The 24,146-nt window shown below is 70.9% G+C and carries 26 protein-coding genes and 1 riboswitch; of the genes, 10 read left to right on the forward strand and 16 right to left on the reverse strand.

Annotated elements, in window-relative coordinates; genetic code table 11:
* Nucleotides 1–27: 27 nt before the first annotated feature.
* Together SSP08S_RS11695 and SSP08S_RS11700 are read right to left on the reverse strand one after the other, a co-directional pair.
* The gene (locus tag SSP08S_RS11695) at nucleotides 28–1,257 is read right to left on the reverse strand and encodes an NAD(P)/FAD-dependent oxidoreductase (RefSeq protein WP_026178405.1); all 1,230 of its coding nucleotides are present in this window, start codon (nucleotides 1,255–1,257) and stop codon (nucleotides 28–30) included.
* 32 nt (nucleotides 1,258–1,289) lie between these two features.
* The gene (locus SSP08S_RS11700; protein WP_019067780.1) at nucleotides 1,290–1,640 is read right to left on the reverse strand and encodes an avidin-fold protein; all 351 of its coding nucleotides are present in this window, start codon (nucleotides 1,638–1,640) and stop codon (nucleotides 1,290–1,292) included.
* 52 nt (nucleotides 1,641–1,692) lie between these two features.
* Nucleotides 1,693–1,804: riboswitch (TPP riboswitch) on the forward strand.
* On the opposite strand from SSP08S_RS11700, the gene thiO reads away from it, so the two are divergent.
* The 5 genes from thiO to SSP08S_RS11725 all read left to right on the forward strand — a co-directional run bounded on the left by thiO (nucleotide 1,802) and on the right by SSP08S_RS11725 (nucleotide 7,023).
* Nucleotides 1,802–2,956 carry a glycine oxidase ThiO gene (thiO, locus tag SSP08S_RS11705; RefSeq protein ID WP_019067781.1) on the forward strand — a complete coding sequence of 385 codons (1,155 nt, stop codon included), beginning with the start codon at nucleotides 1,802–1,804 and terminating at the stop codon, nucleotides 2,954–2,956. (Overlaps the previous riboswitch by 3 nt.)
* On the forward strand, nucleotides 2,953–3,153 hold the full coding sequence (gene thiS, locus SSP08S_RS11710) for a sulfur carrier protein ThiS (protein ID WP_019067782.1): 201 nt from the start codon (nucleotides 2,953–2,955) through the stop codon (nucleotides 3,151–3,153). Before thiO ends, thiS begins: the two co-directional genes overlap by 4 nt.
* A 3-nt stretch (nucleotides 3,154–3,156) precedes the next feature.
* Entirely contained in the window at nucleotides 3,157–3,951 is a 795-nt protein-coding gene (locus tag SSP08S_RS11715; protein ID WP_019067783.1) for a thiazole synthase, read from the forward strand.
* Nucleotides 3,952–4,163: 212 nt separating this feature from the next.
* Entirely contained in the window at nucleotides 4,164–6,098 is a 1,935-nt protein-coding gene (gene pknB / locus SSP08S_RS11720; RefSeq protein ID WP_026178406.1) for a Stk1 family PASTA domain-containing Ser/Thr kinase, read from the forward strand.
* Nucleotides 6,099–6,132: 34 nt separating this feature from the next.
* On the forward strand, nucleotides 6,133–7,023 hold the full coding sequence (locus SSP08S_RS11725) for a deoxyribonuclease IV (RefSeq protein WP_019067785.1): 891 nt from the start codon (nucleotides 6,133–6,135) through the stop codon (nucleotides 7,021–7,023).
* 12 nt (nucleotides 7,024–7,035) lie between these two features.
* On the opposite strand, the gene SSP08S_RS11730 is transcribed toward SSP08S_RS11725, so the two are convergent.
* Nucleotides 7,036–7,650 carry a sulfite oxidase-like oxidoreductase gene (locus SSP08S_RS11730; RefSeq protein ID WP_019067786.1) on the reverse strand — a complete coding sequence of 205 codons (615 nt, stop codon included), beginning with the start codon at nucleotides 7,648–7,650 and terminating at the stop codon, nucleotides 7,036–7,038.
* 158 nt (nucleotides 7,651–7,808) lie between these two features.
* On the opposite strand from SSP08S_RS11730, the gene bfr reads away from it, so the two are divergent.
* Nucleotides 7,809–8,285: a bacterioferritin gene (bfr, locus tag SSP08S_RS11735; RefSeq protein ID WP_019067787.1), complete on the forward strand. Its 477-nt coding sequence runs from the start codon at nucleotides 7,809–7,811 to the stop codon at nucleotides 8,283–8,285.
* Between the two features lie 13 nt (nucleotides 8,286–8,298).
* Here bfr and SSP08S_RS11740 read toward each other — a convergent pair whose 3' ends face one another.
* Together SSP08S_RS11740 and SSP08S_RS11745 are read right to left on the reverse strand one after the other, a co-directional pair.
* Nucleotides 8,299–8,541, reverse strand: coding sequence for a (2Fe-2S)-binding protein (locus tag SSP08S_RS11740; RefSeq protein ID WP_043259391.1), 243 nt, complete (start codon nucleotides 8,539–8,541; stop codon nucleotides 8,299–8,301).
* A gap of 152 nt (nucleotides 8,542–8,693) precedes the next feature.
* Nucleotides 8,694–10,046 carry a class II 3-deoxy-7-phosphoheptulonate synthase gene (locus tag SSP08S_RS11745; RefSeq protein WP_019067789.1) on the reverse strand — a complete coding sequence of 451 codons (1,353 nt, stop codon included), beginning with the start codon at nucleotides 10,044–10,046 and terminating at the stop codon, nucleotides 8,694–8,696.
* Between the two features lie 96 nt (nucleotides 10,047–10,142).
* Between SSP08S_RS11745 and SSP08S_RS64490 the strand changes: the two genes are divergently transcribed.
* Entirely contained in the window at nucleotides 10,143–10,211 is a 69-nt protein-coding gene (locus tag SSP08S_RS64490; protein ID WP_369407086.1) for a trp operon leader peptide, read from the forward strand.
* Nucleotides 10,212–10,304: 93 nt separating this feature from the next.
* Nucleotides 10,305–12,185 (forward strand): phenazine-specific anthranilate synthase component I, encoded by a 1,881-nt coding sequence (locus tag SSP08S_RS11750; protein WP_019067790.1) that lies wholly within the window; start codon nucleotides 10,305–10,307, stop codon nucleotides 12,183–12,185.
* Here SSP08S_RS11750 and SSP08S_RS11755 read toward each other — a convergent pair.
* The 5 genes from SSP08S_RS11755 to SSP08S_RS11775 form a co-directional block, all read right to left on the reverse strand.
* Nucleotides 12,137–13,132 carry a 2-hydroxyacid dehydrogenase gene (locus tag SSP08S_RS11755; protein ID WP_019067791.1) on the reverse strand — a complete coding sequence of 332 codons (996 nt, stop codon included), beginning with the start codon at nucleotides 13,130–13,132 and terminating at the stop codon, nucleotides 12,137–12,139. The two genes, SSP08S_RS11750 and SSP08S_RS11755, sit on opposite strands and share 49 nt — an antisense overlap.
* A 71-nt stretch (nucleotides 13,133–13,203) precedes the next feature.
* Entirely contained in the window at nucleotides 13,204–14,232 is a 1,029-nt protein-coding gene (locus tag SSP08S_RS11760; protein ID WP_019067792.1) for a 6-phosphofructokinase, read from the reverse strand.
* 133 nt (nucleotides 14,233–14,365) lie between these two features.
* Entirely contained in the window at nucleotides 14,366–15,043 is a 678-nt protein-coding gene (locus SSP08S_RS11765; protein ID WP_019067793.1) for a response regulator, read from the reverse strand.
* Entirely contained in the window at nucleotides 15,040–16,260 is a 1,221-nt protein-coding gene (gene macS / locus SSP08S_RS11770; protein WP_026178407.1) for a MacS family sensor histidine kinase, read from the reverse strand. Before macS ends, SSP08S_RS11765 begins: the two co-directional genes overlap by 4 nt.
* Nucleotides 16,261–16,288: 28 nt before the next feature.
* Nucleotides 16,289–17,035, reverse strand: coding sequence for a lysophospholipid acyltransferase family protein (locus tag SSP08S_RS11775; RefSeq protein WP_043259396.1), 747 nt, complete (start codon nucleotides 17,033–17,035; stop codon nucleotides 16,289–16,291).
* 199 nt (nucleotides 17,036–17,234) lie between these two features.
* On the opposite strand from SSP08S_RS11775, the gene SSP08S_RS11780 reads away from it, so the two are divergent.
* Together SSP08S_RS11780 and SSP08S_RS11785 are read left to right on the forward strand one after the other, a co-directional pair.
* Nucleotides 17,235–18,047 (forward strand): alpha/beta hydrolase, encoded by an 813-nt coding sequence (locus SSP08S_RS11780; RefSeq protein ID WP_019067796.1) that lies wholly within the window; start codon nucleotides 17,235–17,237, stop codon nucleotides 18,045–18,047.
* Nucleotides 18,040–18,645, forward strand: coding sequence for a hypothetical protein (locus tag SSP08S_RS11785; protein ID WP_019067797.1), 606 nt, complete (start codon nucleotides 18,040–18,042; stop codon nucleotides 18,643–18,645). Before SSP08S_RS11780 ends, SSP08S_RS11785 begins: the two co-directional genes overlap by 8 nt.
* A gap of 2 nt (nucleotides 18,646–18,647) precedes the next feature.
* On the opposite strand, the gene SSP08S_RS11790 is transcribed toward SSP08S_RS11785, so the two are convergent.
* From SSP08S_RS11790 to SSP08S_RS11815, 6 genes are all read right to left on the reverse strand, one after another.
* Nucleotides 18,648–19,397, reverse strand: coding sequence for an endonuclease/exonuclease/phosphatase family protein (locus SSP08S_RS11790; RefSeq protein ID WP_019067798.1), 750 nt, complete (start codon nucleotides 19,395–19,397; stop codon nucleotides 18,648–18,650).
* 104 nt (nucleotides 19,398–19,501) lie between these two features.
* The gene (locus SSP08S_RS11795) at nucleotides 19,502–20,455 is read right to left on the reverse strand and encodes an ROK family glucokinase (protein WP_019067799.1); all 954 of its coding nucleotides are present in this window, start codon (nucleotides 20,453–20,455) and stop codon (nucleotides 19,502–19,504) included.
* A 138-nt stretch (nucleotides 20,456–20,593) separates the two neighbouring features.
* Nucleotides 20,594–21,079, reverse strand: coding sequence for a DUF5304 domain-containing protein (locus tag SSP08S_RS11800; RefSeq protein ID WP_019067800.1), 486 nt, complete (start codon nucleotides 21,077–21,079; stop codon nucleotides 20,594–20,596).
* A gap of 81 nt (nucleotides 21,080–21,160) precedes the next feature.
* Entirely contained in the window at nucleotides 21,161–22,330 is a 1,170-nt protein-coding gene (locus SSP08S_RS11805; RefSeq protein ID WP_019067801.1) for an ArsA family ATPase, read from the reverse strand.
* A gap of 166 nt (nucleotides 22,331–22,496) precedes the next feature.
* Nucleotides 22,497–22,940, reverse strand: a complete 444-nt coding sequence (locus SSP08S_RS11810) for an SRPBCC family protein (RefSeq protein ID WP_019067802.1) — start codon at nucleotides 22,938–22,940, stop codon at nucleotides 22,497–22,499.
* Nucleotides 22,941–23,064: 124 nt separating this feature from the next.
* Nucleotides 23,065–23,820: a metallophosphoesterase family protein gene (locus SSP08S_RS11815; protein WP_019067803.1), complete on the reverse strand. Its 756-nt coding sequence runs from the start codon at nucleotides 23,818–23,820 to the stop codon at nucleotides 23,065–23,067.
* Nucleotides 23,821–24,146: the final 326 nt, after the last annotated feature.

The following is a 24,146-nucleotide window of genomic DNA, read 5'->3' on the forward strand; positions in this document are numbered from 1 at the left end:
CGGGCCGGTCCGACTCGGGGTCACGAACTAGGCGATAGCGGCCTTCATCGGGAGCGATGGGTCAGCAAGCGGCCCGGGATTCATCGGCGTGCCCGACTCGATCAGCCGGCGGCCCTGGGCCAGGTCACGGGGCCGGCCGACCGCCAGGAGGGCCACCAGGCGGTCCCCGCGCAGCCAGCAGACGGTCCAGGCCGGGGTGGCCGGGTCGCCGCGCCACAAGGTCGTGTCGGCGGACGCGTGGTGGCCGACGTACTGGACGAAGCGGCCGAACTGCTCGGACCAGAAGTACGGCACCGGGTCGTAGACCGCCGGGGTCTGGCCGACGATGTTCGCGGCGACCGTGCGCGGGCCCTGGAGGGCGTTGTCCCAGTGGTGGACGAGAAGTCGCTCGCCATACCTTCCCGAAGGGAAGGAGGCGCAGTCGCCGACCGCGTACACGTCCGGCACCGAGGTGCGCAGCCGGTCGTCGGCCACGACCTCCCGGTGGGCGCCCAGCTCGATGCCGGAGTCCGCGAGCCAGCCGGTGGCGGGGCGGGCGCCGATGCCGACCACGACGGCTCCTGCGGGCAGCCGGGTCCCGTCGTCGAGGACCACGGCGCCGGGTTCGACGCGCTCCACGCGCGTGTGCGTACGCAGCACGGCTCCGGCGTCCGCGTACCAGGCGGCCATCGGCGCGGCCACCTCGGCGGGCAGTGCGCCCGCGAGCGGCCGGTCGGCGGCTTCTACGACGGTCACCGCGCAGCCCGCCTCGCGCGCGGCCGTGGCGAACTCCGCGCCGATCCAGCCCGCGCCGACGACCACGATGTCGTGCTGCCGCGCGAGCACCGGCCGCAGCCGCTCGGCGTCGTCCAGGGTGCGCAGCAGATGCACCCCTGGGATGCCCTCGGCACCCGGGAGTTGGATCGGTTCGGCCCCGGTGGCGAGGACGAGGACGTCGTACGGCACCGGGCCCTCGGCGGTGTCCAGTTCGTGGTCCCCGGGGCGCAGGCCCGACACCTCGCGGCCGAGCCGGAGTTCGATGCCGAGCGCCTCGAAGTCGACGTCGAAGGCGGAGCCCTCCGCCTTGCCGAGCAGGACCGCCTTGGACAGCGGGGGCCGGTCGTAGGGCTGATGGGGTTCGGCGCCGAGAAGGGTGACGGTGCCGGTGAAGCCCTGTTCGCGCAGGGCGACCGCGGTCTGCACCCCGGCCATGCCCGCGCCGACGACGACCACGCGCCGTCCCGCTCCCGCGCCCTGTCCCGGTGTCTGCTCGCTCATCCGATCACCATAGACACCTGACAAATCGTCAGTCAGGGGGCGCGTTCAGTGACCTGTTCCACAACACTCGTCCCGCCGCCCTGCTGCGACTCCCACTCCCAGGTCTCGTCGAGGCGGATGCGGCCGTCCGGCAACTCGACCACTTCGGACACGCAGTGCCCGGAGGACGTCGTCCCGTCCGTCTTCAGCTGTACGTACCGGAAGTCGAGCCGGTCCCCCGCGCGCGTGCCGACGAGATGCCCGCGGACGACGTCGCCGCCCGTGTACTCGGCCCAGATCTCGCCGTCCTTCTCGTGGTACGCGAACCGGGTGCGGGTGCCGACCTGACCCGGTGCCTGGTCCGCGACCGGGGCGAGGACGAGACCGTCGAGCGAGCGGGCCATGGACGGAGGCTCCCTTACTGGGACATGGGGTACGGGCTAGGGTGGCCAACGTACAAGCACTCGCGGGAGTCCGGACGCACCGGGCTGAGAGGGAGGCTGGCGGCCTCCGACCGTACGAACCTGATCCGGGTCATGCCGGCGAAGGGAGGGGCTGGACGCCCATGCCTACACGTACGTCAGACGTCCTCGTCGTCGGGGGCGGGATCATCGGCCTGGTCACGGCCTGGCGGGCCGCGCAACGCGGGTTCGCCACCGCCGTGGTGGATCCCGAGCCGGGCGGCGGGGCCGCGCAGGTGGCCGCCGGGATGCTGGCCGCCGTCACGGAGCTGCACTACGGGGAGCAGACCCTGCTCGCCCTCAACCTGGCCTCGGCGCAGCGCTATCCGGACTTCGCGGCCGAGCTGACCGATCTCACCGGCCTCGACCTCGGCTACCGGCGCTGCGGCACCCTCGCCGTCGCCCTGGACGCCGACGACCGCGCCCACCTCCGCGAACTGCACGCCCTGCAGCACCGGTCGGGCCTGGACTCCGAGTGGCTTTCCGGGCGCGAGTGCCGGCGCCTGGAGCCGATGCTCGCGCCGGGCGTGCGCGGGGGGCTCCGCGTCGACGGGGACCACCAGGTCGACCCGAGGCGGCTGACGCGGGCGCTGGTGGCCGCGTGCGAGCGCGCCGGGGTCGCCTTCCACCGGACGTGGGCCGAGCGGCTCACGGTCGGGCAGGACCGCGCCACGGGGGTCGTCACGCGCGAGGGGGACGTGCTGGGCGCGGACCAGGTGGTCCTCGCGGGCGGCAGCCTCAGCGGGCGGCTGGCCGGGGTCCCCGACGACGTGCTGCCGCCCGTACGGCCCGTGAAGGGGCAGGTGCTGCGGCTGACCGTGCCGGAGCGGTACGCGCCGTTCCTGAGCCGGACCGTGCGGGCCGTGGTGCGCGGCAGCCACGTCTATCTGGTGCCGCGCGAGAACGGCGAACTGGTCGTCGGCGCGACCAGTGAGGAACTGGGCTGGGACACCACGGTGACCGCCGGCGGTGTCTACGAACTGCTGCGCGACGCCCACGAGTTGGTCCCCGGGATCACCGAACTGCCGCTCACCGAGACCCGGGCCGGACTGCGCCCCGGCTCCCCCGACAACGCGCCGCTGCTCGGCCCGACCGACCTGCCGGGACTGCTGCTGGCCACCGGGCACTACCGCAACGGCGTGCTGCTCACGCCGGTCACCGGCGACGCCCTCGCGCACGCGCTGGCCACCGGTGAACTCCCGGACGAGGCACGCCCGTTCACACCCAAGCGGTTCACTCTCACGGAGTTGCCCGTATGAACGTCTCCGTCAACGGGGAGCCCCGGGTGATCGCTCCCGGCACCGCTCTCGACGCCCTCGTGCGCACGCTGGCCCCGTCGCCCTCCGGGGTGGCCGCCGCCCTCAACGAAACCGTCGTCCCGCGCGCGGAGTGGCCCTCGACCGCCCTCTCCGAGGGGGACCGCGTCGAGGTCCTCACCGCCGTCCAAGGAGGCTGACCCATGGCCGACGACCCCTTCGTCCTCGGTGGTACGTCCTTCACGTCCCGGCTGATCATGGGCACCGGGGGCGCGCCCAGCCTCGACGTCCTGGAGCACGCGCTGGTGGCCTCCGGGACGGAGCTCACGACCGTCGCGATGCGGCGCGTCAACGCTTCCGTGCACGGTTCGGTGCTCTCCGTCCTGGAGCGGCTCGGCATCCGGGTGCTGCCCAACACCGCGGGCTGCTTCACGGCGGGCGAGGCGGTGCTCACGGCGCGGCTGGCGCGGGAGGCGCTCGGGACGGCACTGGTCAAACTTGAGGTGATCGCGGACGAGCGCACGTTGCTCCCTGATCCCATCGAACTGCTCGACGCCGCCGAGACCCTGGTCGACGACGGCTTCACGGTGCTGCCCTACACGAACGACGATCCCGTGCTGGCGCGGAAGCTGGAGGACGTCGGGTGTGCGGCGATCATGCCGCTGGGGTCGCCGATCGGGTCCGGGCTCGGGATCCGCAATCCGCACAACTTCCAGCTGATCACCGAGCACGCGCGCGTGCCGGTGATTCTGGACGCGGGGGCCGGTACGGCGTCCGACGCGGCGTTCGCGATGGAGCTGGGGTGTGCGGGGGTGATGCTCGCCTCGGCGGTGACGCGGGCGCAGGAGCCGGTGCTGATGGCGTCCGCGATGCGGAGCGCGGTGGAGGCGGGGCGGTTGGCGTTCCGGGCGGGGCGTATCCCCCGTAGGCACTTCGCCGAGGCGTCTTCTCCTGCGGAGGGGCTGGCGCGGCTGGATCCGGAGCGTCCGGCCTTCTGATCTCCCACCCACGCACCAACCGTTTCCAGCCGGCCAAGAAGCGGACGTCTCCCGTAGGGGTTCCTCGCCGTCGGCGGCCGACCGTGGGTGCGTGGGATGCGGCGCCGTCGGTGGCTGCCCGTGCGTGCGATCCGTCACAGGTCCGCTGCAGTAAAGCCCCGATCCTGGCCGAAAAGGGGGCGCTGTCGGCCTCGGCTCGTACACTCACCTGCGTGGATACGACCCTTCATGACCCTCTCGTCGGGCAGTTGCTCGACGGCCGCTATCGCGTCGACGCGCGGATCGCCGTCGGCGGGATGGCCACGGTCTACCGGGCCGTGGACACCCGCCTGGACCGGGTTCTCGCGCTCAAGGTGATGCACCCGACGCTGGCGGCCGACGCCTCCTTCGTGGACCGGTTCATCCGCGAGGCCAAGTCGGTGGCGCGGCTGGCGCATCCGAACGTGGTGCAGGTCTTCGACCAGGGCGCCCAGGGGGCGTACGTCTATCTGGCGATGGAGTACGTCGCCGGCTGCACCCTGCGGGACGTGCTGCGCGAGCGCGGGGCGCTGCAGCCGCGGGCCGCGCTGGACATCCTGGAGCCGGTGCTGGCCGCGCTGGGTGCCGCGCACCGGGCCGGGTTCGTGCACCGGGACATGAAGCCGGAGAACGTGCTCATAGGGGACGACGGCCGGGTCAAGGTCGCCGACTTCGGGCTGGTGCGGTCCGTGGACACGGTCACCAGCACCACGGAGAACGTGCTCGGCACGGTCTCGTATCTCGCGCCGGAGCAGATCGAGGGCGGCACGGCGTCCCCCCGGGTCGACGTGTACGCGTGCGGGGTCGTCCTGTACGAGATGCTCACCGGCCAGAAGCCGCACGACGGGGACTCCCCCGCGATCGTGCTCTACAAGCACCTGCACGAGGACGTCCCGCCGCCCTCGGCCGTCGTGCCGGGTCTGGCGTACGAGCTGGACGAGCTGGTCGCCACGGCCACCGCGCGCACCCCGGACATCCGGCCGTACGACGCGGTCTCGCTGTTCGGTCTGGTCCGCGAGGCGCGGGCGGCGCTGAGCGACGAGCAGTTGGACGCGGTGCCGCCGCAGGCGCTGACCTCGGAGCATCCCTACTCCGAGAACCGTACGAGTGTGATCCCGCGCTCGCTGACCGTGCCGCGTCCGCTGCCGGTCAACGAGGACGACGAGCCCGGTGACCCGTACAACCGGACCAGCCGGTTCGAGAGCGGGCCTCCGTTGCCGCCCCGGCGGCGCGACGCGCGGCGGCCCCGGCGGGGGCTGCTGGCGATCATCGCCGCGATCCTGCTGATCATCGGGGTCGGGACGGGCGTCTGGTACATCAACTCCGGCCAGTTCACCAAGGTCCCGCCGCTTCTTGCGAAGACCGAGGCGCAGGCGAAGGAGCGGCTCCAGGAGGCCGGTCTCGACGTCAAGTCGGTCAAGCACGCCTACAGCGACACCGTGAAGCGCGGCACCGTCATCAGCACCGACCCGGTGGCCGGCGCCCGCATCCGGGACAACGACTCGGTGGCCCTGACCGTCTCGGACGGGCCGGAGACCGTGAAGGTGCCCGATCTGGAGGGCTTCGCCCTGGCCAAGGCGCGGGCCCTGCTCAAGACGGACGGGCTGGCGGCCGGCATGGTCACCAGGGAGTTCAGCGACGACGTCCCCAAGGGCTTCGTGATCAGCACGGACCCCGAGGCGGGCACCGAGCGCCACGCGGGTTCCGCGATAGCCCTGACCGTCAGCAAGGGCAGCGCGGTCGACGTGCCGGACGTCACCGGTGAGGACCTGGACGAGGCGAAGTCGGACCTCCAGGAGGCCGGTCTCACGGTGAAGGTGTCGGACACCGAGGTCACCTCGGAGTACGACGCCGGTCAGGTCGCCCAGCAGACCCCGGCCGGCGACAGCCAGGCCGCCGCGGGCGACACGGTGACGCTGACGGTGTCCAAGGGCCCGGAGATGGTCGAGGTCCCGAACGTGGTCGGCGCGAGCGTCGACGCGGCGACCAAGCTCCTTGAGGAGTCCGGCTTCAAGGTCAAGGAGGACCGCGGACTGCTCGGCCTCTTCGGCGACACCGTGAAGAGCCAGTCCGTGGACGCGGGCGAGCAGGCTCCCAAGGGGTCGACGATCACGATCGAGATCCGGTGACGGAGGCGGCACGCGCGCGTGACACCCTGGTCGGGTGAGCAGCGCGTCCCCCTCTTCCTCCCGCATCCCTTCCCGCAACCCCGTCGGCGGCCATGTCCCGGTGGCCGGCGGTCTCCACTCCGTGGGGCTGTCCTACGCCCGTGAGCTGGCCGCCGAGACCGTGCAGGTCTTCGTCGCCAACCCGCGCGGCTGGGCGACACCGGCCGGGAACCCGCGCCAGGACGAGGAGTTCCGCGCGGTGTGCGAGGCCGAGTCCATCCCGGCGTACGTGCACGCGCCGTACCTGATCAACTTCGGCTCGCACACCGAGGCCACCGTGGAGAAGTCCGTCGAGTCGCTACGGCACTCGCTGCGGCGCGGCCGGGAGATCGGCGCGCTCGGCGTGGTCGTGCACACGGGGAGTGCGACGGGTGGGCGGGAGCGGGCCGTGGCGCTGGCGCAGGTGCGGGAGCATCTGCTGCCGCTGCTGGACGAACTCACCCATGACGACGACCCGTTCCTGCTGCTGGAGTCGACGGCCGGTCAGGGTTCCTCGCTGTGTTCGCGGACCTGGGACTTCGGGCCGTACTTCGAGGCGCTGGACGCCCATCCGAAGCTGGGCGTGTGCCTGGACACGTGCCACATCTTCGCCGCGGGCCACGACTTGACCGGCCCGTCCGGCATGCACCAGACCCTCGATCTGCTGGTGGACACGGTGGGTGAGGGGCGGCTGAAACTGATCCATGCCAACGACTCCAAAGATGTCGTCGGAGCCCACAAGGACCGCCACGAGAACATCGGCTCCGGGCACATCGGCGAGGATCCGTTCCGCGCGCTGATGACCCACCCGGCGACCGAAGGCGTACCGCTGATCATCGAGACGCCCGGCGGCAGGGAAGGGCACGCGGCGGACGTGGAGCGGCTGAAGAAGCTCAGGGACTCGTAGCCCCGGAGGGGCTTACAGCTCCGGGCCCTCGCCGGGGCCCTCCTGGTACGAGTACCGCTGTTCCTTCCACGGGTCCCCGACGTTGTGGTACCCGCGTTCCTCCCAGAAGCCGCGCCGGTCGGCGGTCATGTACTCGACGCCCCGGACCCACTTCGGGCCCTTCCAGGCGTACAGGTGGGGGACGACCAGGCGGAGCGGGAAGCCGTGTTCCGCGGTGAGGAGTTCGCCGTCCTTGTGGGTGGCGAAAATCGTGCCCTCGGCCGCGAAGTCGGCGAGGCGGAGGTTGGCGCTGAAGCCGTACTCCGCCCAGACCATGACATGGGTGACGGCGGCTGACGGCGGGGCGGTCTCCAGGATCGTGCGGGCGGGGATGCCGCCCCATTCGGCGCCCAGCATGCTGAACTTCGTGACGCAGTGCAGATCGGCCACGACCGAGTCGTAGGGCAGAGCGGTGAACTCGTCGTGGTTCCAGCAGTGCTTCTCGCCGTCGGCGGTGGCGCCGAAGACCCGGAACTCCCAGCGCTCGGGGCGGAACTTGGGGACCGGGCCGTAGTGGGTGACCGGCCAGCCGCGCTGAAGTCGCTGGCCGGGCGGCAGCTCGGACTGTTCGACCCCTCTCTGACCCATGACTCCATCCTGACAGACGGGGGCCGGTGCACATGACCGGCTCTGGGCGGATTCGGGCAACTCCTACTAAGCATGCACTTACTGGACGACCTCTTCGCGCCGGTGCAATCATGCGGCGCAACCCGCCAGTTCCCCTTGTTTTGGAAGGAGCCTCTGCGATGCAGGGCGACCCCGAGGTCCTCGAGTTCCTGAACGAGCAGCTCACCGGTGAGCTGACCGCGATCAACCAGTACTGGCTGCACTACCGCATCCAGGACAACAACGGCTGGACCAAGCTCGCCAAGTACACGCGTGAAGAGTCCATCGACGAGATGAAGCACGCGGACAGGATCACCGAGCGCATCCTGATGCTCGACGGTCTGCCGAACTACCAGCGGCTGTTCCACGTCCGGGTCGGTCAGACGGTCACCGAGATGTTCCAGGCGGACCGGCAGGTGGAGGTCGAGGCGATCGACCGGCTCAAGCGGGGTATCGAGGTGATGCGCGCGAAGGGCGACGTCACCTCGGCGAACATCTTCGAGGACATCCTCGAGGACGAGGAGCACCACATCGACTACCTCGACACGCAGCTCCAGCTGATCGAGCAGCTCGGCGAGGCGCTGTACATCGCGCAGCAGATCGAGCAGCCCAGCTGAGACCCGTCCGGTCCTAGGCGGCGTCTTCCAGTTCGGCCAGCTCGGCGAAGACCGGCTCGCCCTGGTCGGCCGTCTCCCGGCGCGGACAGGCGCCCCGGCCCAGCAGCGCCTGGATCCGGCGTACGCACGAACCGCAGTCGGTGCCCGCCTTGCAGGCCGACGCTATCTGCCGGGGGGTGCAGGCACCGCCCTCCGCGTGCTTCGCGACCTGCGCCTCGGTCACACCGAAGCAGTTGCAGACGTACACGCGGGTCACCTCCCGGGCGGGATCGAAATCTGTGGTGCCGTCCCGACAATCGGTGAGGCTAACCTAACCTTACCCGCCGCGCAGGTCCTGTAAAAGTGCTGTGGGGCGGGGATCGTATGTGATCCCCGCCCCACGGCACTCTGCTGTAACAGGTGAAACCCTTACTGGTCCCTGTACATCTCGGCGACGAGGAAGGCCAGGTCGAGGGACTGGCTGCGGTTGAGGCGCGGGTCGCAGGCCGTCTCGTAGCGCTGGTGCAGGTCGTCGACGAAGATCTCGTCGCCGCCGCCCACGCACTCGGTGACATCGTCACCGGTGAGCTCGACGTGGATGCCGCCCGGGTGGGTGCCGAGGCCCTTGTGGACCTCGAAGAAGCCCTTCACCTCGTCGAGCACGTCGTCGAAGCGGCGGGTCTTGTGACCGGAGGCCGCCTCGTACGTGTTGCCGTGCATCGGGTCGGTGATCCAGGCGACGGTCGCGCCGGACGCGGTGACCTTCTCGACCAGCTCGGGCAGCTTGTCGCGGACCTTGTCCGCACCCATCCGCACGATGAAGGTGAGCCGGCCGGGCTCGCGGTCCGGGTCGAGGCGCTCGATGTACTGGAGGGCGTCCTCGGCGGTGGTCGTCGGGCCGAGCTTGATGCCGATCGGGTTGCGGATCTGGGAGGCGAACTCGATGTGCGCGCCGTCCAGTTGGCGGGTGCGCTCGCCGATCCACACCATGTGCCCGGAGACGTCGTAGAGCCTGCCGGTGCGGGAGTCGACCCGGGTCAGGGCCGACTCGTAGTCCAGCAGGAGCGCCTCGTGCGAGGAGTAGAACTCGACGGTCTTGAACTCCTCCGGGTCCGTCCCGCAGGCCCGCATGAAGTTCAGCGCGTTGTCGATCTCCCGCGCGAGCTGCTCGTAGCGCTGGCCGGAGGGGGACGACTTCACGAAGTCCTGGTTCCAGGCGTGCACCTGGCGCAGGTCGGCGTAGCCGCCGGTGGTGAAGGCGCGCACCAGGTTGAGCGTGGAGGCGGACGCGTTGTACATCCGCTTCAGGCGCTCGGGGTCCGGGACGCGGGCCTCTTCGGTGAAGGCGAAGCCGTTGACGGAGTCGCCCCGGTAGGTGGGGAGGGTCACCCCGTCGCGGGTCTCGGTCGACTTGGAGCGCGGCTTGGAGTACTGGCCGGCGATCCGGCCGACCTTGACCACCGGCACCGAGGCGGCGTACGTCAGTACGGCGCCCATCTGGAGCAGGGTCTTCAGCTTGTTGCGGATGTGGTCGGCGGACACCGCGTCGAAGGCCTCGGCGCAGTCGCCGCCCTGGAGGAGGAACGCCTCTCCCTTGGCGACGGCCGCCAACCGGGCACGCAGCTGGTCGCACTCGCCCGCGAAGACGAGCGGCGGATACGACGCGAGGTCCGCGATCACTGCGCGCAGAGCCTCGGTGTCGGGGTACTCGGGCTGCTGCGCCGCGGGCAGGTCTCGCCAGGTGTTGCCAGCGCTGGCGCTGGTCTTAGCGTTCACGGTCACGCCCTCAACATTACGGGGTCGTGTCGAGTCGTTTTCGCACGGCTCGACAGGTGAGACACCCGCATGCTCAGGTGCGCGTGGGGTAGGGTGCCTCGCATGTTCGCGCACTCGACCCAGCACACGAACCAGAACTGGTGGTGGACCGCTCATCCGGCGGCCCACTGACTGCGCGTACTCCCAGTACTCCGCGAAGGCCGCCCGAGGGGCGGCCTTCGGCGTTTCCGGGGTCGTTCCTCCTCCATCGATGGCAGAGGAACCATGGACCTGACACAGCTGCTGAACGACGACCGACCGTTCGCCCTGCTGCGCCGCCGCACACCGGGCCACGACGAGAACACGGTGGAGGTCTTCCTCGGCCCGGTCTCCACCCACGACCGCATCGCCGACCTCCCCGCCGAGGGCCTGGCCCTGATCCCCTACCGCCAGATCCGCGAACGCGGCTTCGACGTCCGCGACGACGGCACTCCCCTGGCCTTCCTCACCCCCGAGGAGTCGTACGAGATCCCGCTCGCCGACGCACTGGACCAGCTGCCCGCGCACGACGTGCGGGTCGAGGGCGGCGGCTTCGACGTCGGTGACGAGGCGTACGGGGAGATCGTCGGGCGGGTGCTGCGGGAGGAGATCGGGCGCGGCGAGGGCGCCAACTTCGTCATCCGGCGGACGTACGAGGGCGAGATCCCGGGGTACGGCAGGGCCGACGCGCTGGCGCTGTTCCGGCGGCTGCTGGTGGGTGAGCGGGGCGCGTACTGGACGTTCGTCGTGCACACGGGTGAGCGCACACTGGTGGGCGCGAGTCCCGAGGTGCACGTGCGGATGTCCGGCGGGACGGTCGTCATGAACCCGATCAGCGGGACGTACCGCTATCCGGCGGAGGGGCCCACGCCCGAGCACCTGCTGGATTTCCTCGCCGACGGCAAGGAGATCGAGGAGCTGTCGATGGTCGTCGACGAGGAACTGAAGATGATGTGCACGGTCGGCGACATGGGCGGGGTCGTGGTCGGGCCGCGGCTGAAGGAGATGGCCCATCTCGCGCACACCGAGTACGAGTTGCGCGGCCGGTCCTCGCTGGATGCGCGGGAGGTCCTGAAGGAGACCATGTTCGCGGCGACCGTCACCGGGTCGCCGGTGCAGAACGCCTGCCGGGTCATCGAACGGCACGAGGTGGGCGGAAGGGGTTACTACGCCGGCGCCCTCGCCCTCGTCGGCCACGACTCCGGCGGCGCCCAGACCCTCGACTCCCCCATCCTCATCCGCACCGCCGACATCGACCCGGCCGGCCGGCTGCGGGTCCCGGTCGGCGCCACCCTCGTCCGCGGCTCCGACCCGGCGGGCGAGGTCGCGGAGACCCACGCGAAGGCGGCGGGAGTCCTGGCGGCTCTCGGCGTACGACCGTCCCGGCCGCGCGAGGAGAGCACGCGGCCCCGGCTGGCCGACGACCCTCGGGTGCGCGCCGCCCTCGACGGTCGCCGCACCTCCCTGGCGCCCTTCTGGCTGCGGATGCAGGAGCGCTCCGAGGAGTTGACCGGGCACGCGCTGGTCGTCGACGGGGAGGACACCTTCACGGCGATGCTCGCGCACGTGCTGCGGTCGAGCGGCCTGGAGGTGACCGTGCGCCGGTACGACGAGGAGGGGCTGCGGGAGGCGGTGCTCGCGCACGAGGGGCCGGTGGTGCTGGGGCCGGGCCCCGGTGACCCCTCCGACACGGCCGACCCGAAGATGCGCTTCCTGAGGGCGCTGACCGCCGAGGTCCTCCGGGCGAACCGGCACGGTGTCCTCGGCGTGTGTCTCGGGCACGAACTGATCGCGGCGGAGCTGGGGTTGGAGATCGTCCGCAAGGAGGTTCCGTACCAGGGGGCGCAGACGACGGTCGACCTGTTCGGCCGGGAGGAGACCGTCGGCTTCTACAACAGCTTCGTGGCGCGCTGCGACGACGAGGCGGCCGCCGAGCTGGAGGCCCACGGTGTGGAGGTCAGCCGTAGCGCGAGTGGTGAGGTGCATGCGCTACGGGGGCCGGGGTTCGCCGGCGTCCAGTTCCACCCGGAGTCGGTGCTGACGCTCAACGGGGCTGCTGTCGTACGGGAGTTGGTGGGTCAGCTGCGGGGCACGAGCACGTTCTCGGAGCGGCGGCCGGCCGTGTAGTCGAGGACGTTGCGCACGGTCGCGTCGATGATCTGGCCGACGGCGTCCTCGGTGTAGTACGCCTGGTGGGAGGTGACCAGGACGTTCGGGAAGGTGACCAGGCGGGCCAGGGTGTCGTCGTCGACGGCCTCCAGGGACCTGTCGAGGAAGAACAGGCCCGCCTCCGCCTCGTAGACGTCCAGGCCCACGCCCGTGAAGCGGCCCTCGCGCAGTTCGGCGACGAGGGCCGCGGTGTCGATCAGGCCGCCGCGGCTGGAGTTGACGAGGATCGCGTCGTCCTTCATCGCCTTCAGCGCGTCGGCGTCGATGAGCCGCCGGGTCTCCGGCAGCAGCGGGACGTGCAGGGTGACCAGGTCGGACTCGGCGAGGAGCTGTTCCTTGGGGACGTACGTCATGCCGAGTTCGACACAGGCCGGGTTCTCGGCGACGTCCCAGCCGAGCAGCCGCATCCCGAAACCGTGGGCGATCCGGGTGAACGCCTCGCCGATCTTTCCGGTGCCGAGCACTCCGACGGTACGGCCGCGCAGGTCGCGGCCCATCAGGCCGTCGAGCCGGAAGTCGAAGTCACGGGTGCGGGTCGCCGCGCGGACGATCCGGCGGTTCACGGCCATCGCGAGGGTCCAGGCGAACTCGGCGACGGAGTACGGCGAGTAGTACGAGACGCGGGCGACCGTGAGGCCGAGGCGTTCCGCCACGTCCAGGTCGATGTTGTTGAAGCCGGTGGAGCGTTGGGCGATGAGTTGGGTGCCGCCGGCCGCGAGGGTCTGGAGTACGCGGGGGTTCAGGTCGGCGTTGACGCTCGTGGAGATGATCTCGTGGCCGGCGGCGATGGGCGCGGTGTCCTCGTCGAGGAAGACGCTCAGACAGCGGACCTCGTGGTGGCCGGCGAACGCGCTCTCGATCAGCGGCCGCTCGTCGGCCTGGACACCGAAGGCAAGGATCTCCACGACCGCTCCCGTTCTGGTGGGTTATGGGCCGAATATACGGCCGACAACCCACCAGCGCCGGTTCAGCCGCCTCAGCCGAAGAACACCCCGACCTCCTCGTACAGCTTCGGGTCGACCGTCTTCAGTTGGGCTGTGGCCTCCGCGATGGGGACGCGGACGATGTCCGTGCCGCGCAGGGCGACCATCTTGCCGAAGTCGCCGTCGCGGACGGCCTCGATGGCGTGGAGGCCGAAGCGGGTGGCGAGCCAGCGGTCGAAGGCGCTGGGGGTGCCGCCGCGCTGGATGTGGCCGAGGACGGTGGTGCGGGCCTCCTTGCCGGTCCGCTTCTCGATCTCCTTGGCCAGCCATTCACCGACCCCGGACAGCCGTACGTGCCCGAAGGAGTCGAGGGTGCCGTCCTTGAGGACCACGTCGCCGTCCTTGGGCATGGCCCCTTCCGCCACGACCACGATCGGGGCGTACGACGCCTTGAAGCGGGAGGTGATCCAGCCGCACACCTGGTCGACGTCGAAGCGCTGCTCGGGGATGAGGATGACGTTGGCGCCGCCGGCCAGGCCGGAGTGGATGGCGATCCAGCCGGCGTGGCGGCCCATGACCTCGCAGACCAGGACCCGCATGTGCGACTCGGCGGTGGTGTGCAGCCGGTCGATGGCCTCGGTGGCGATGCCCACGGCGGTGTCGAAGCCGAAGGTGTAGTCGGTGGCGGACAGGTCGTTGTCGATGGTCTTCGGTACGCCGACACACGGCACGCCGTACTCGTCCGAGAGCCGCGCGGCCACGCCGAGGGTGTCCTCGCCGCCGATCACGACGAGCGCGTCGACCTCCTGGGCGGCGAGGTTGGCCTTGATGCGGCCGATGCCGTTCTCCAGCTTCAGCGGGTTGGTGCGGGAGGAGCCGAGGATGGTGCCGCCGCGGGGCAGGATGCCGCGCACGGCGGGGATGTCGAGACGGACGGTGTCGCCTTCGAGCGGACCTCGCCAGCCGTCCCGGTAGCCGACGAAGTCGTAGCCGAACTCCTGGACGCCCTTGCGGACGATGCCCCGGATGACGGCGTTGAGTCCGGGGCAGTCGCCGCCTCCGGTCAGTACTCCGACGCGCATGGAAAATTCCCTTCGCCGCAGTTTCCTGTGACAGCCACGCTAATGGTGATCCAGGTCACAGAGGGATGGGCGGGAAGGTCAATTCCGAGATCAATTCCGTTGAATTGTCGGGTAGTTGATCTACCGGGTCGGTCTACGCGTCGTCGAGTCCGCGCTCTATCGCGTACCGCACCAGCTCCACCCGGTTGTGCAACTGGAGCTTGCCCAGGGTGTTCTGGACGTGGTTCTGGACCGTGCGGTGCGAGATGACCAGGCGCTCGGCGATCTGCTTGTAGCTCAGGCCCTTGGCGACCAGGCGCAGTACTTCGGTCTCGCGGTCGGTGAGTTGGGGCGCCTTCGGCTCGTCGCTGTCGGCGGCCGGTGCCGGGTCCGAGGCCAGGCGGCGGTACTCGCCGAGGACCAGTCCGGCCAGCCCGGGGGTGAACACCGGGTCGCCGACCGCCGTCCGGCGCACCGCGTCCAACAGCTCTTCCGTGGAGGCCGACTTGAGCAGATAGCCGGTCGCGCCCGACTTCACCGCCTCCAGTACGTCGGCGTGCTCACCGCTCGCGGAAAGGACCAGGACGCGCAACGCCGGGTTGGCGCCCACCAGTTCCTTGCAGACCTGGACGCCCGGCAGTACCGGCAGGTTCAGGTCGAGGACCAGGACGTCCGGGGCGGCCGCCCGGGCCCGGCGTACCGCCTGCTCGCCGTCCCCGGCGGTGGCTACCACCTCGAAGCCGGACTCGGCCAGGTCGCGGGCGACCGCGTCGCGCCACATCGGGTGGTCGTCGACCACCATGACCCTGATCGGGCCCCGCTGCTCACTCATCGTGTCCCCGCCTTCCCCCGCGCCTTCGGTACCTTCAGCTCAACTTCCGTACCCTGCCCGGGAATCGAGACCAGCTCGGCACTCCCGCCCAGGTCCCGCAGCCGCCCCCGGATCGACAGGGCGACCCCGAGCCGCCCCTCCCCCTCGGCCTGCGCCAGCCGCCCCTCCGGGATACCGGGCCCGTCGTCCCGTACGGTCACCACGACCTCCCCGGGTTCGTCCTCGACCAGGATCCAGGCACGGGCGTCCGCACCGGCATGCCTGCGCACATTGTCCAGGGCGGCACCGACAGCGGCGGCCAGCTCCTTGGCGGCGGGCGCGGGCAGCGGCACCGGGGCACCGGGCTCGGCGAAACTCACCTTCGCGGCGGCGTACGGAGCGAGCAGCGTGCGCAGGTCCACCGGGCCGTCGTCGTCTTCTTCGGATTCTTCCTCCACGGCCCTCACGACCGCGCCCTCCGCCGCGTCCAGCGACACCCGGGAGACGGGTACGAGGCCGCCGGAGACCAGGGTGCGCAGGGCGATCTCCTGTTCGCCCGCCATCCGGCCCAGCTCGCCCGCCTCGCCGCCGAGCACGGCACCGCGCCGCTGCACCATGGCCAGCACCTGGAGGACACCGTCGTGGATGTCCCGGGCCAGCCGCTCCCGTTCCCGGGTGGTGGCCTCGATCTCCAGGGCGCGGGCGAGGGTGCGCTCGGAGGCGCGGGCGACCTCCACGACGTAGCCGATGGCGATGGAGGCGACCCAGACGAGGACCACGTTGTGGACGGTGTCGCGGGCCGGGGAGCCGCGCTCGATCAGGTTGGCGACGGCGACCGGGGTGGAGGCGAACGCGGCCCAGCGCCAGCCGCCCTTGATGGCGAAGGCGAGGACCGAACCGGCGGTCCATATCGACGGCAGGGTGGGGCCGCCGCTGTCTATGTGGTGGTCGTTGGCCGCCAGCGGCGTGAGGACGATGCCGGTCAGCGCGATCGAGAGGTCGACGGCGAGGAAGCGCTTGGTGCAGGCGACCGCGCTCTGCACGCGGGGCAGGGTGGCGAACGTCCAGACGAACAGGACGACGTAGAAGGCGATCGCGATGCCCGGACGGTCGAACTCGTCGTAGGCGGTGGCGAACAGCCCGACCGCGTAGAACATGGTCAGCACCCGGTAGCCGCTCAGGGCACGCCACAACGGCTGCTCGACGGACATCCGGATCACACGCTCGCGCCTGGCCAACTCCCCCACCCCCAACAGACCACCCCGCCTAGGGGCTGGTCTGTTCCTTCTCCGCTTGTGCGAGCGCGGCCTTGGTGGCCTTGTCCGCTTCCTTCTCGGCCTTCGCCGCCTCCGCGATCTGCCGCTTGGCGGCCGTCGCGTAGATGTCCACGTACTCCTGGCCGGAGAGCTTCATGATTTCGTACATGACCTCGTCGGTCACGGCGCGCAGCACGAAACGGTCGTGCTCCATGCCGTTGTACCGGCTGAAGTCGAGCGGTTTGCCGATCCGGATGCCCGGGCGCATCAGCTTCGGTACGACCTTGCCGGGCGGCTGGATCTTCTCCGTGTCGATCATGGCGACCGGGATCACCGGGGCGCCGCTGGCGAGCGCCACGCGCGCGAGGCCGCCGGGCTTGCCGCGGTACAGGCGGCCGTCCGGGGAGCGCGTGCCCTCCGGATAGATACCGAACAGTTCGCCGCGCTCCAGGACGTCGAGCCCGGCCTTGATCGCGGCCTCGCCCGCCCCGCGCGCACCCGAGCGGTCCACCGGGAGCTGGCCGGCGCCCTTGAAGAACGCGGCCGTCAGTTTGCCCTTCACCCCGGGCGTCGTGAAGTACTCGGCCTTCGCGATGAAGGTCACCTTGCGGTCGAGGACCGCGGGCAGGAAGAACGAGTCCGAGAAGGAGAGGTGATTGCTCGCCAGGATGGCGGCGCCCTCCGCCGGAATGTTCTCGAGGCCCTCCACCCACGGCCGGAAGGCGACCTTCAGCGGCCCACCGATGGCGACCTTCATCGTGCCGTACAACAACCGAGTGCCTCCTGTGCTCGTCGATCAGACCTTAACCCGGAGCACCGTCAAAGGACCCGACGGCCCTGGTCGGTGTCAGTGCGGTCGCGTACGGTTAACCGCACCTGGACTCGTTCACGCCTCACTGACGCACACCCTTCTTCATGAACATGAACACGCCCCTCTCATGAACAGGAGACCGAAGGTGCCGGTCCTCCCCGGAGCCGAGCCGTACCGCCACGAGGGCGGGGAGGTCGGAGTTCTCCTCTGCCACGGCTTCACCGGTTCCCCGCAGTCGCTGCGCCCCTGGGCGGAGTATCTGGCCGAGCGCGGCCTCACCGTGTCGCTGCCGCTGCTGCCCGGGCACGGCACCCGCTGGGAGGACATGCAGCTCACCGGCTGGCAGGACTGGTACGCGGAGGTGGACCGCGAGCTGCGCGCTCTGCGCGAGCGCTGCTCGCAGGTCTTCGTCGCGGGCCTGTCCATGGGCGGCGCGCTGGCCCTGCGGCTGGCCGCCAGGCACGGCGACGAGATCAGCGGCGTCGTGGTCGTCAACCCCGGCATCAAGGTGCACGGCATCGCCGCGTACGCCCTTCCGGTCGCCCGCCACCTGGTGCGTACGGCGCCGGGTATCGCCAGCGACATCGCGAAGGAGGGCAGCGACGAGGTCGGCTACGACAAGGTGCCGCTGCACTCCGCCCACTCGCTGCGCAATTTCTTCCGGCTGGTCGACCGCGAGCTCCCGCAGGTCACCCAGCCGCTCCTGCTGCTGCACAGCACCCAGGACCATGTGGTGCCGCCGGCCGACTCGGCCCGTGTGCTCAGTCGCGTTTCCTCGGCCGACGTGACGGAAATCCTGCTGGAACAGAGCTACCACGTCGCGACGTTGGACCACGACGCGGACCGGATTTTCGAGGAGAGCTTCACGTTCATCGGCCGGCTCGCACCCAGTGTCGGCAAGCAGGCGTCCGACACGGGCCGGGTGAGCGAGCAGGAAGGGACGGCCACAGGTGGCTGAGCACGACTCCGACCGCGAGGGCCTCGAACCGGACGAGCAGGGCGTCCCGTTCGACGAGGAGGCCGCGTGGGCCGCGATCGTCGCCGGATACGGCGACGAGCCCAAGGATCCGCCGGGCGCCAAGCCGTTCAAGTCGATCGAGGACCTGGCGCTGCTCGACCCCGAGAAGAACGACGAGCAGCCCAAGGCCAAGGAGCAGTCCTCCAACGGCAAGGACAAGGACAAAGGCGCGGAGGAGCCGCCTCCCGCCAAGCCGCTGGGCAGCTCCGTCTCCTTCGCGCCCGGCGTCGGCGGTCCCCGTGACTACACCGCGCCGGACTCCTCCGAGGACGACTTCGACGAGGACGACGAGGGCCACTTCGTGCCGCCGGAGCCGCCTCCGCTGCCGGCCGCCGACACGACGGCCAAGTTCGCCTGGCTCGGGGTGATCGGCGGCCCGATCCTGCTGCTGCTGGCGGTGCTGCTCGGCTGGGACATGACCTGGTGGCTGGCGACCGTCGGCATCGGCGGCTTCCTCGGCGGCTTCGGCACGCTGGTGATGCGGATGCGGACGGACGACGAGGAGGGGGACGACCCCGGGCGCGGGGCCGTCGTCTGACGTTATGGAACGGCGGGAATTCTGAGGGCGGCCAGGACCGGGAAGTGGTCCGTGGCCGCCCTCAAGTCCGTCTCCGTCACTCCCGGCTGCTCCGACGGCACCCCGCAGCCCAGCACCTCGACGCCCGGTGTCGCGAAGATCGCGTCGATGCGCTGGAAGGGGTTGCCGGGGGTCCAGGTGTACTCGTCGCCCCAGGGTGAGGTGGCCCAGCAGTCCTGGAGGTCCTTGGCCAGCCGGGTGAAGGTGCGGCCGCCGGGGCGGTCGTTGAGGTCGCCGCCCGCGATCGCGTGGTCCACGCCCATGCCGGCCAGCCGGTCGAGCAGCATGCCGCCCTGGTCGTAGCGCTCGTCGTCGCGGAGGCTGAGATGGCAGCTGAGGACGCCGAGCCGGGCGCCGCCGAAGCGGACGACCGCGGTCGCGAAACCGCGGCGGTGTTCGCCGGGGGTGAGGGGGAGGAGCACGTCCTCGGTGCGCTCGACCGTGGCGCGGAGGGAACAGAGCAGGGCGGGCCCCGCTGCGGTGCCTCCGCCGGAGAGGACGACCAGGTCGGACGCGGAGGCCAGGCGGGCGAGCTTCTTGCGCCAGCGGAAGAAGCGGGGGGCTTCCTGGACGAGGACGAGGTCCGGGGCGCAGGCCCTGATCACCCGGGCCAGTGCGGCTGTGTCGTCGCGCATCGAGCGGATGTTGTAGCTCAGGACGCGGATGATCGCGGAACCGTCGGGTTCGGTGCGGGAGTTGGGGAGCGGCGCCATGTGGATCAATTTACGCCGCCTGACAGCTCGGGGCGCGGGGTACGTGGGCGACTGCCGGTCGTTCGTGGCTGGTCGCGCAGTTCCCCGCGCCCCTGAAAAACAACTCACATGATCGGGTCCGGCTCCCTCGCCAGGTCCGCCGCTCCGACCATGCCCGCCTTGTTGCCCAGCTGGGCCGCGATCACGTCGGCGACCGGGCGCCAGTTGCCGCCGACCAGCCAGCGTTTGTAGGACTTGCGGATCGGGTCGAGGACCAGTTCGCCCTCGTCCGAGAGGCCGCCGCCGACGATGAACGCGGAGGGGTCGAAGAGGGAGGCGAGGTCGGCGAGGCCCGCGCCGGCCCAGCGGGCCAGTTCGCGGTAGGAGTCGACGGCGACCGGGTCTCCCTGCCGGGCGGCCATGGAGATGTGCTTGCCCTCGATGCCCTCGGGGGTGCCGTCGCCGAGGGAGAGCAGGACGTCCGCGGCCTCGGGGGTCGCGTTGGCGCGCTGCTTGGCGTAACGGACGAGGGCGCGGCCGGAGGCGTACTGCTCCCAGCAGCCCTGGCTGCCGCAGCCGCACAGCAGGCCGTCCGGGACCATGCGGATGTGGCCGAACTCGGCGGCCACGCCGAAGTGCCCGCGGCGCAGCTTGTTGCCGATGATGATGCCGCCGCCGAGGCCGGTGCCGAGGGTGATGCAGATGACGTTGCGGTGGCCCTTGCCGGCGCCGAACTTGTACTCGCCCCAGGCCGCGGCGTTCGCGTCGTTCTCCACGACGACGGGGAGGCCCACGCGAGCCTCGACCTTCTCCTTCAGCGGCTCCTGGCGCCAGTCGATGTTCGGCGCGAAGTAGACCGTGGAGCGCTGGCGGTTGACGTACCCTGCCGCGCCGATGCCCACGCCCACGATCTCGTGCCCGGCGCGCGCACCCTCGACGGCGGCGGCGATGGCGTCGACGATGCCCTCGGGCGTGCCCGGGGTGGGCACCTGGTGGGTCGACAGGATGTTGCCTTCCTCATCGACCACGCCGGCCGCGATCTTGGTGCCGCCGATGTCGACGCCGATGGTGAGTCCCATGAATCCCTCAGTTTCGGTCGAGCCCCGCTACGGCCCACCGTACCCGAGGGGCCGACGTCGGATCAGCGACGTCGGTCCGTAGGACGGGACCGTCACCACCGTGCGGACGGGACGGCGGCGGCGGACCCTCGGGACTGGCTAGTCGAGGTCGATGCGCTCCCCCGGGCCGGAGTCGTCGCCGGGGTCGCGCAGCTTCTTCAGTTCGGTGTCGCGGGCGGTCCAGCGCTGTTCCTGGGCCTGGACGGCGGAGCGGTACGCGGCGAGGAGTTCGCTGCCGGCCGCCGCGAGGTGGTCGAAGACGTCCGGGTTGCGTTCGATGACGGGCTCGACGGCGGCCTTGGCCTGCTGGACGACCTGCTTGACCACCTGCTGGGCGGCCGGTCCGGCGACCTGGCCGAGCAGCGGGGACTGGAGGCCGGACAGCTTGTCCGTGACGGTGTCGACGAGCTTGCGCAGTTCCTCGGCGGCCGAGCCCGGGGGCGGGCCGTACTGGGTGCGGCGGCGGGCCTTCTCCGCCGCGAGGTCTTCGGCGGCCGCCGTCGCCCAGGCGTCGGCGTCGGTCGCCCGCACCTCGTCGAGCGCCTCTTCCTTGCCGGCCTCGTACGGGGGGAGCTCTTCGCTCATGACGGACTCCTGACTACGGTTCGTCTCTACGACGTTACCCGAATGGGCGTACGTGCTTCACGTCTCCGCACGCACCAATGCTCACCTTCCCTGCGGCCACAGTCCCGGGTCGGGCGTGAAGCGGATGCGCAGCTCGCCCTCCCGCAGCGCGGCGCCGGCCACGGTGCAGCGGCGCAGGGCCGACGGCAGGGGGACGATACGGCGGAACCGGCCGACGGTGACGACGAGTTCGTCGCCGCGGCGGACGAGGTCCAGCTCGTCCCGTATCGCGCCGGGCAGCGGAATGTGCCAGACCAGGACGCCGTCCTCGGCGAGCTGGTCGGTCACGGGCCACTCGACCGTGGAGCCGGTCGCGTTGACACCGGGCACGGCGAGCGCGGCGAGGTCGTCGGTGCCGCGCGGGTCGTGGCCGAGGTGGCGGACGGGATGGCAGTCGTACGCGCCCTGCCACTCGTCCAGGGTCTTGCGCTGCTGGGCGTTGAGGGCGGCGAGCCAGGTGTCCTCGACGGACTCCGGAAGTACTCGGTTGGCGATCAGCGCATCCGGGCGCAGGCCGCGCAGGGCGAGGGCCAGACCGGCGGCACGGACCGCGTCGGCGCCTGCCGGTCCGGGGTCCGCGACCAGGCGTACGGACGTGTTGCGGTCGGCGAGGACCGCCTCGACCGCGGCCAGTTCTACGTCCCACCGGCCCGCGGTGTCGTAGAGCCACTCCGAGGGCATCGGGACGCCGGCGAGGCGGCCGAGGACCGGGCGCAGGGCGCGGGCCGCCTGGCGCTCCGCGGGGAGGAGGCGGCGGAGGTAGCGGCGGAGTTCCTCGGGGAGGGCGAGGAGGGCCAGGGCCTGGGGGGTGGGCGGGAGGTCGACCACGAGCAGGTCGTAGGCCTCCGACAGGGCCGCGTCGCGCAGGGCGCGGAGCAGGTTCAGTTCCTCGGCGCCGGGGAGGGGGGTGAGTTCCTCCGCGTCCAGGCGTGCCGCGCCCAGGAGTTCGAGGGCGGAGGAGGCCCGGGTCTGGAAGGCGGTGAGGTCCGTGCGGAACGACTCCGTGGCGTCGGGGCGCCAGGCGGTGAGGTGTTCGGTGACGTGTACGGGGGCCGCTCCTGTCGGCACGGCGAGGGCCGCGCCGAGGGTGTCGCCTCGGTCTGCCCCTAGGAGCAGGGTGCGGGTGCCGGTGCCTGCGGCGGCTTGTGCGGTGGCTGCGGCGATGGTGCTGCGGCCGCTGCCGCCTGGGCCGGTGATCAGGAGGGTGCGCATGTCTGTGAACGGTAGTCGGTCGGTGGGGGTTGGGCGCCGTTGCCGGGGGCTCCGCCCCCGGGCCCCCGTCGGCCCTGAAGGGGCCTCGTCCTCAAACGCCGGACGGGCTGGATTGTGCCGGCCCGCGCTGAAAGGTGGGCGCCGAGCGAGCTGGCAGAAACCCCGCCTACTTCTCCCCCGACTCCACCCGCTTCTTCAATCCCGCCAGCGCCCGGTCGATGATGACCTTCTCCGCCTTGCGCTTGATCATGCCCAGCATGGGGATCTTGACGTCCACGGTGAGGAGGTACGTGACCTCCGTGGCGCCTGCGGCCGTGGGCTTGAGGAGGTAGGAGCCGTCCAGGGAGCGCAGCATCTGGGACTTGACGAGGGTCCAGGAGACCTCATTGTCGCCGGTCCAGGTGTACGCGAGGACCTGGTCGTCCTTGATCGCGCCGGCGTCCATGACGAGTCGGACCTGTTCGGCGCGGCCCCGCTCGTCGGTCTTGAGGACGTCCGCCTCCTTCACCTCGCCGGTCCAGTCCGGGTAGCGGGCGAAGTCGGCGATCACCTCCATGACGTCGGCCGGTGCCGCCTCGATCGTGATGCTCGAACTGGTGTGTTCCGCCATCGCTGTGGCTCCTCCAGATGCGGACCGGCAGGGCGTCGTCGTCGTGCGCTTGTGCGTGCAGCGTGAAGGCTACCTCCCCGCCAACCCCCTTACCGCACCCCCTACCTGCGGCATCGGCGAGCGGTCACCATTCCAGTGCCCACGGCTTCCCGCTGCCCGCGAAGTGGCCGACGTTCACGCACTCCGTCGCGCCGATCCGCATCCTGCGCACGAGCGGCTGGTGGACGTGGCCGAACAGTGAATAGCGGGGCCGGGTGCGGCGGATCGCGTCCAGGAGGGCCCGGCTGCCGCGCTCGAAACGGCGCGCGACGGTGTCGTAGACCAGCTCGGGGACCTCGGGCGGGATGTGGGTGCACAGGACGTCGACCTCGCCCACGGCCTCGATCTTGGCGGCGTACTCCTCGTCGCTGATCTCGTACGGGGTGCGCATGGGGGTGCGCAGGCCGCCGCCGACGAAGCCGAAGGTCCAGCCGCCGATCTCGACGCGTTCGCCGTCGAGCACGGTGGTTCCGGGTTCGGCGTACTCGGGCCACAGGGTCGGCATGTCGACATTGCCGTAGGTGGCGTACGTCGGGGTGGGGAAGGCGGCGAACATCTCCGCGTACTGCTTGCGGACCGCCTTCTCGATGAGGGCGGCGCGGTCGCCGCCGACGGTGCTCCAGAGGCGGGCGCCGAGTTCGCGGGCCTCCTCGAAGCGGCGGGCGGTGCGCAGCTCGACCAGGCGGTCGGCGTTCGCCTCGCCGAACAGTTCGGGGAAGATTCCGCGCGCATGGTCGGCGTAGTCGAGGAAGAGGACCAGGTCGCCCAGGCAGATCAGGGCGTCGGCACCCTCGCCGGCTCCGGCCAGGTCACGGGCGTTGCCGTGCACGTCGCTGACCACATGGACGCGCGTGCGGGAGTTACCGGATGGTGTGGGTGCCATGACGATCAAGCGTAGGCGTGTGCGGCAAACGTGAACAGTGGCGGCCTCGCTTGCCGTTACTGGCCAGTCAAGAAAGGGGTGGACTACTGTGCGCGAGGAAACACCAATCTGTGTGACGCAGCGAACATCTCGCCGGACCCCCCTGTCGTAGGAGCCATACCGGCGGGTAACGTCCGGGCAGTCCAGTCGTGCTCAGGATTTCAATCATCCGGTCCTGACGCACCTGCCCGAGCCTTGGACCGGACCGTCGCATCACACAACGTCGTGGCGCCGGCGCCCTATGA

It is taken from the genome of Streptomyces hokutonensis (assembly GCF_000376565.1).
GTDB classification, from domain to species: domain Bacteria; phylum Actinomycetota; class Actinomycetes; order Streptomycetales; family Streptomycetaceae; genus Streptomyces; species Streptomyces hokutonensis.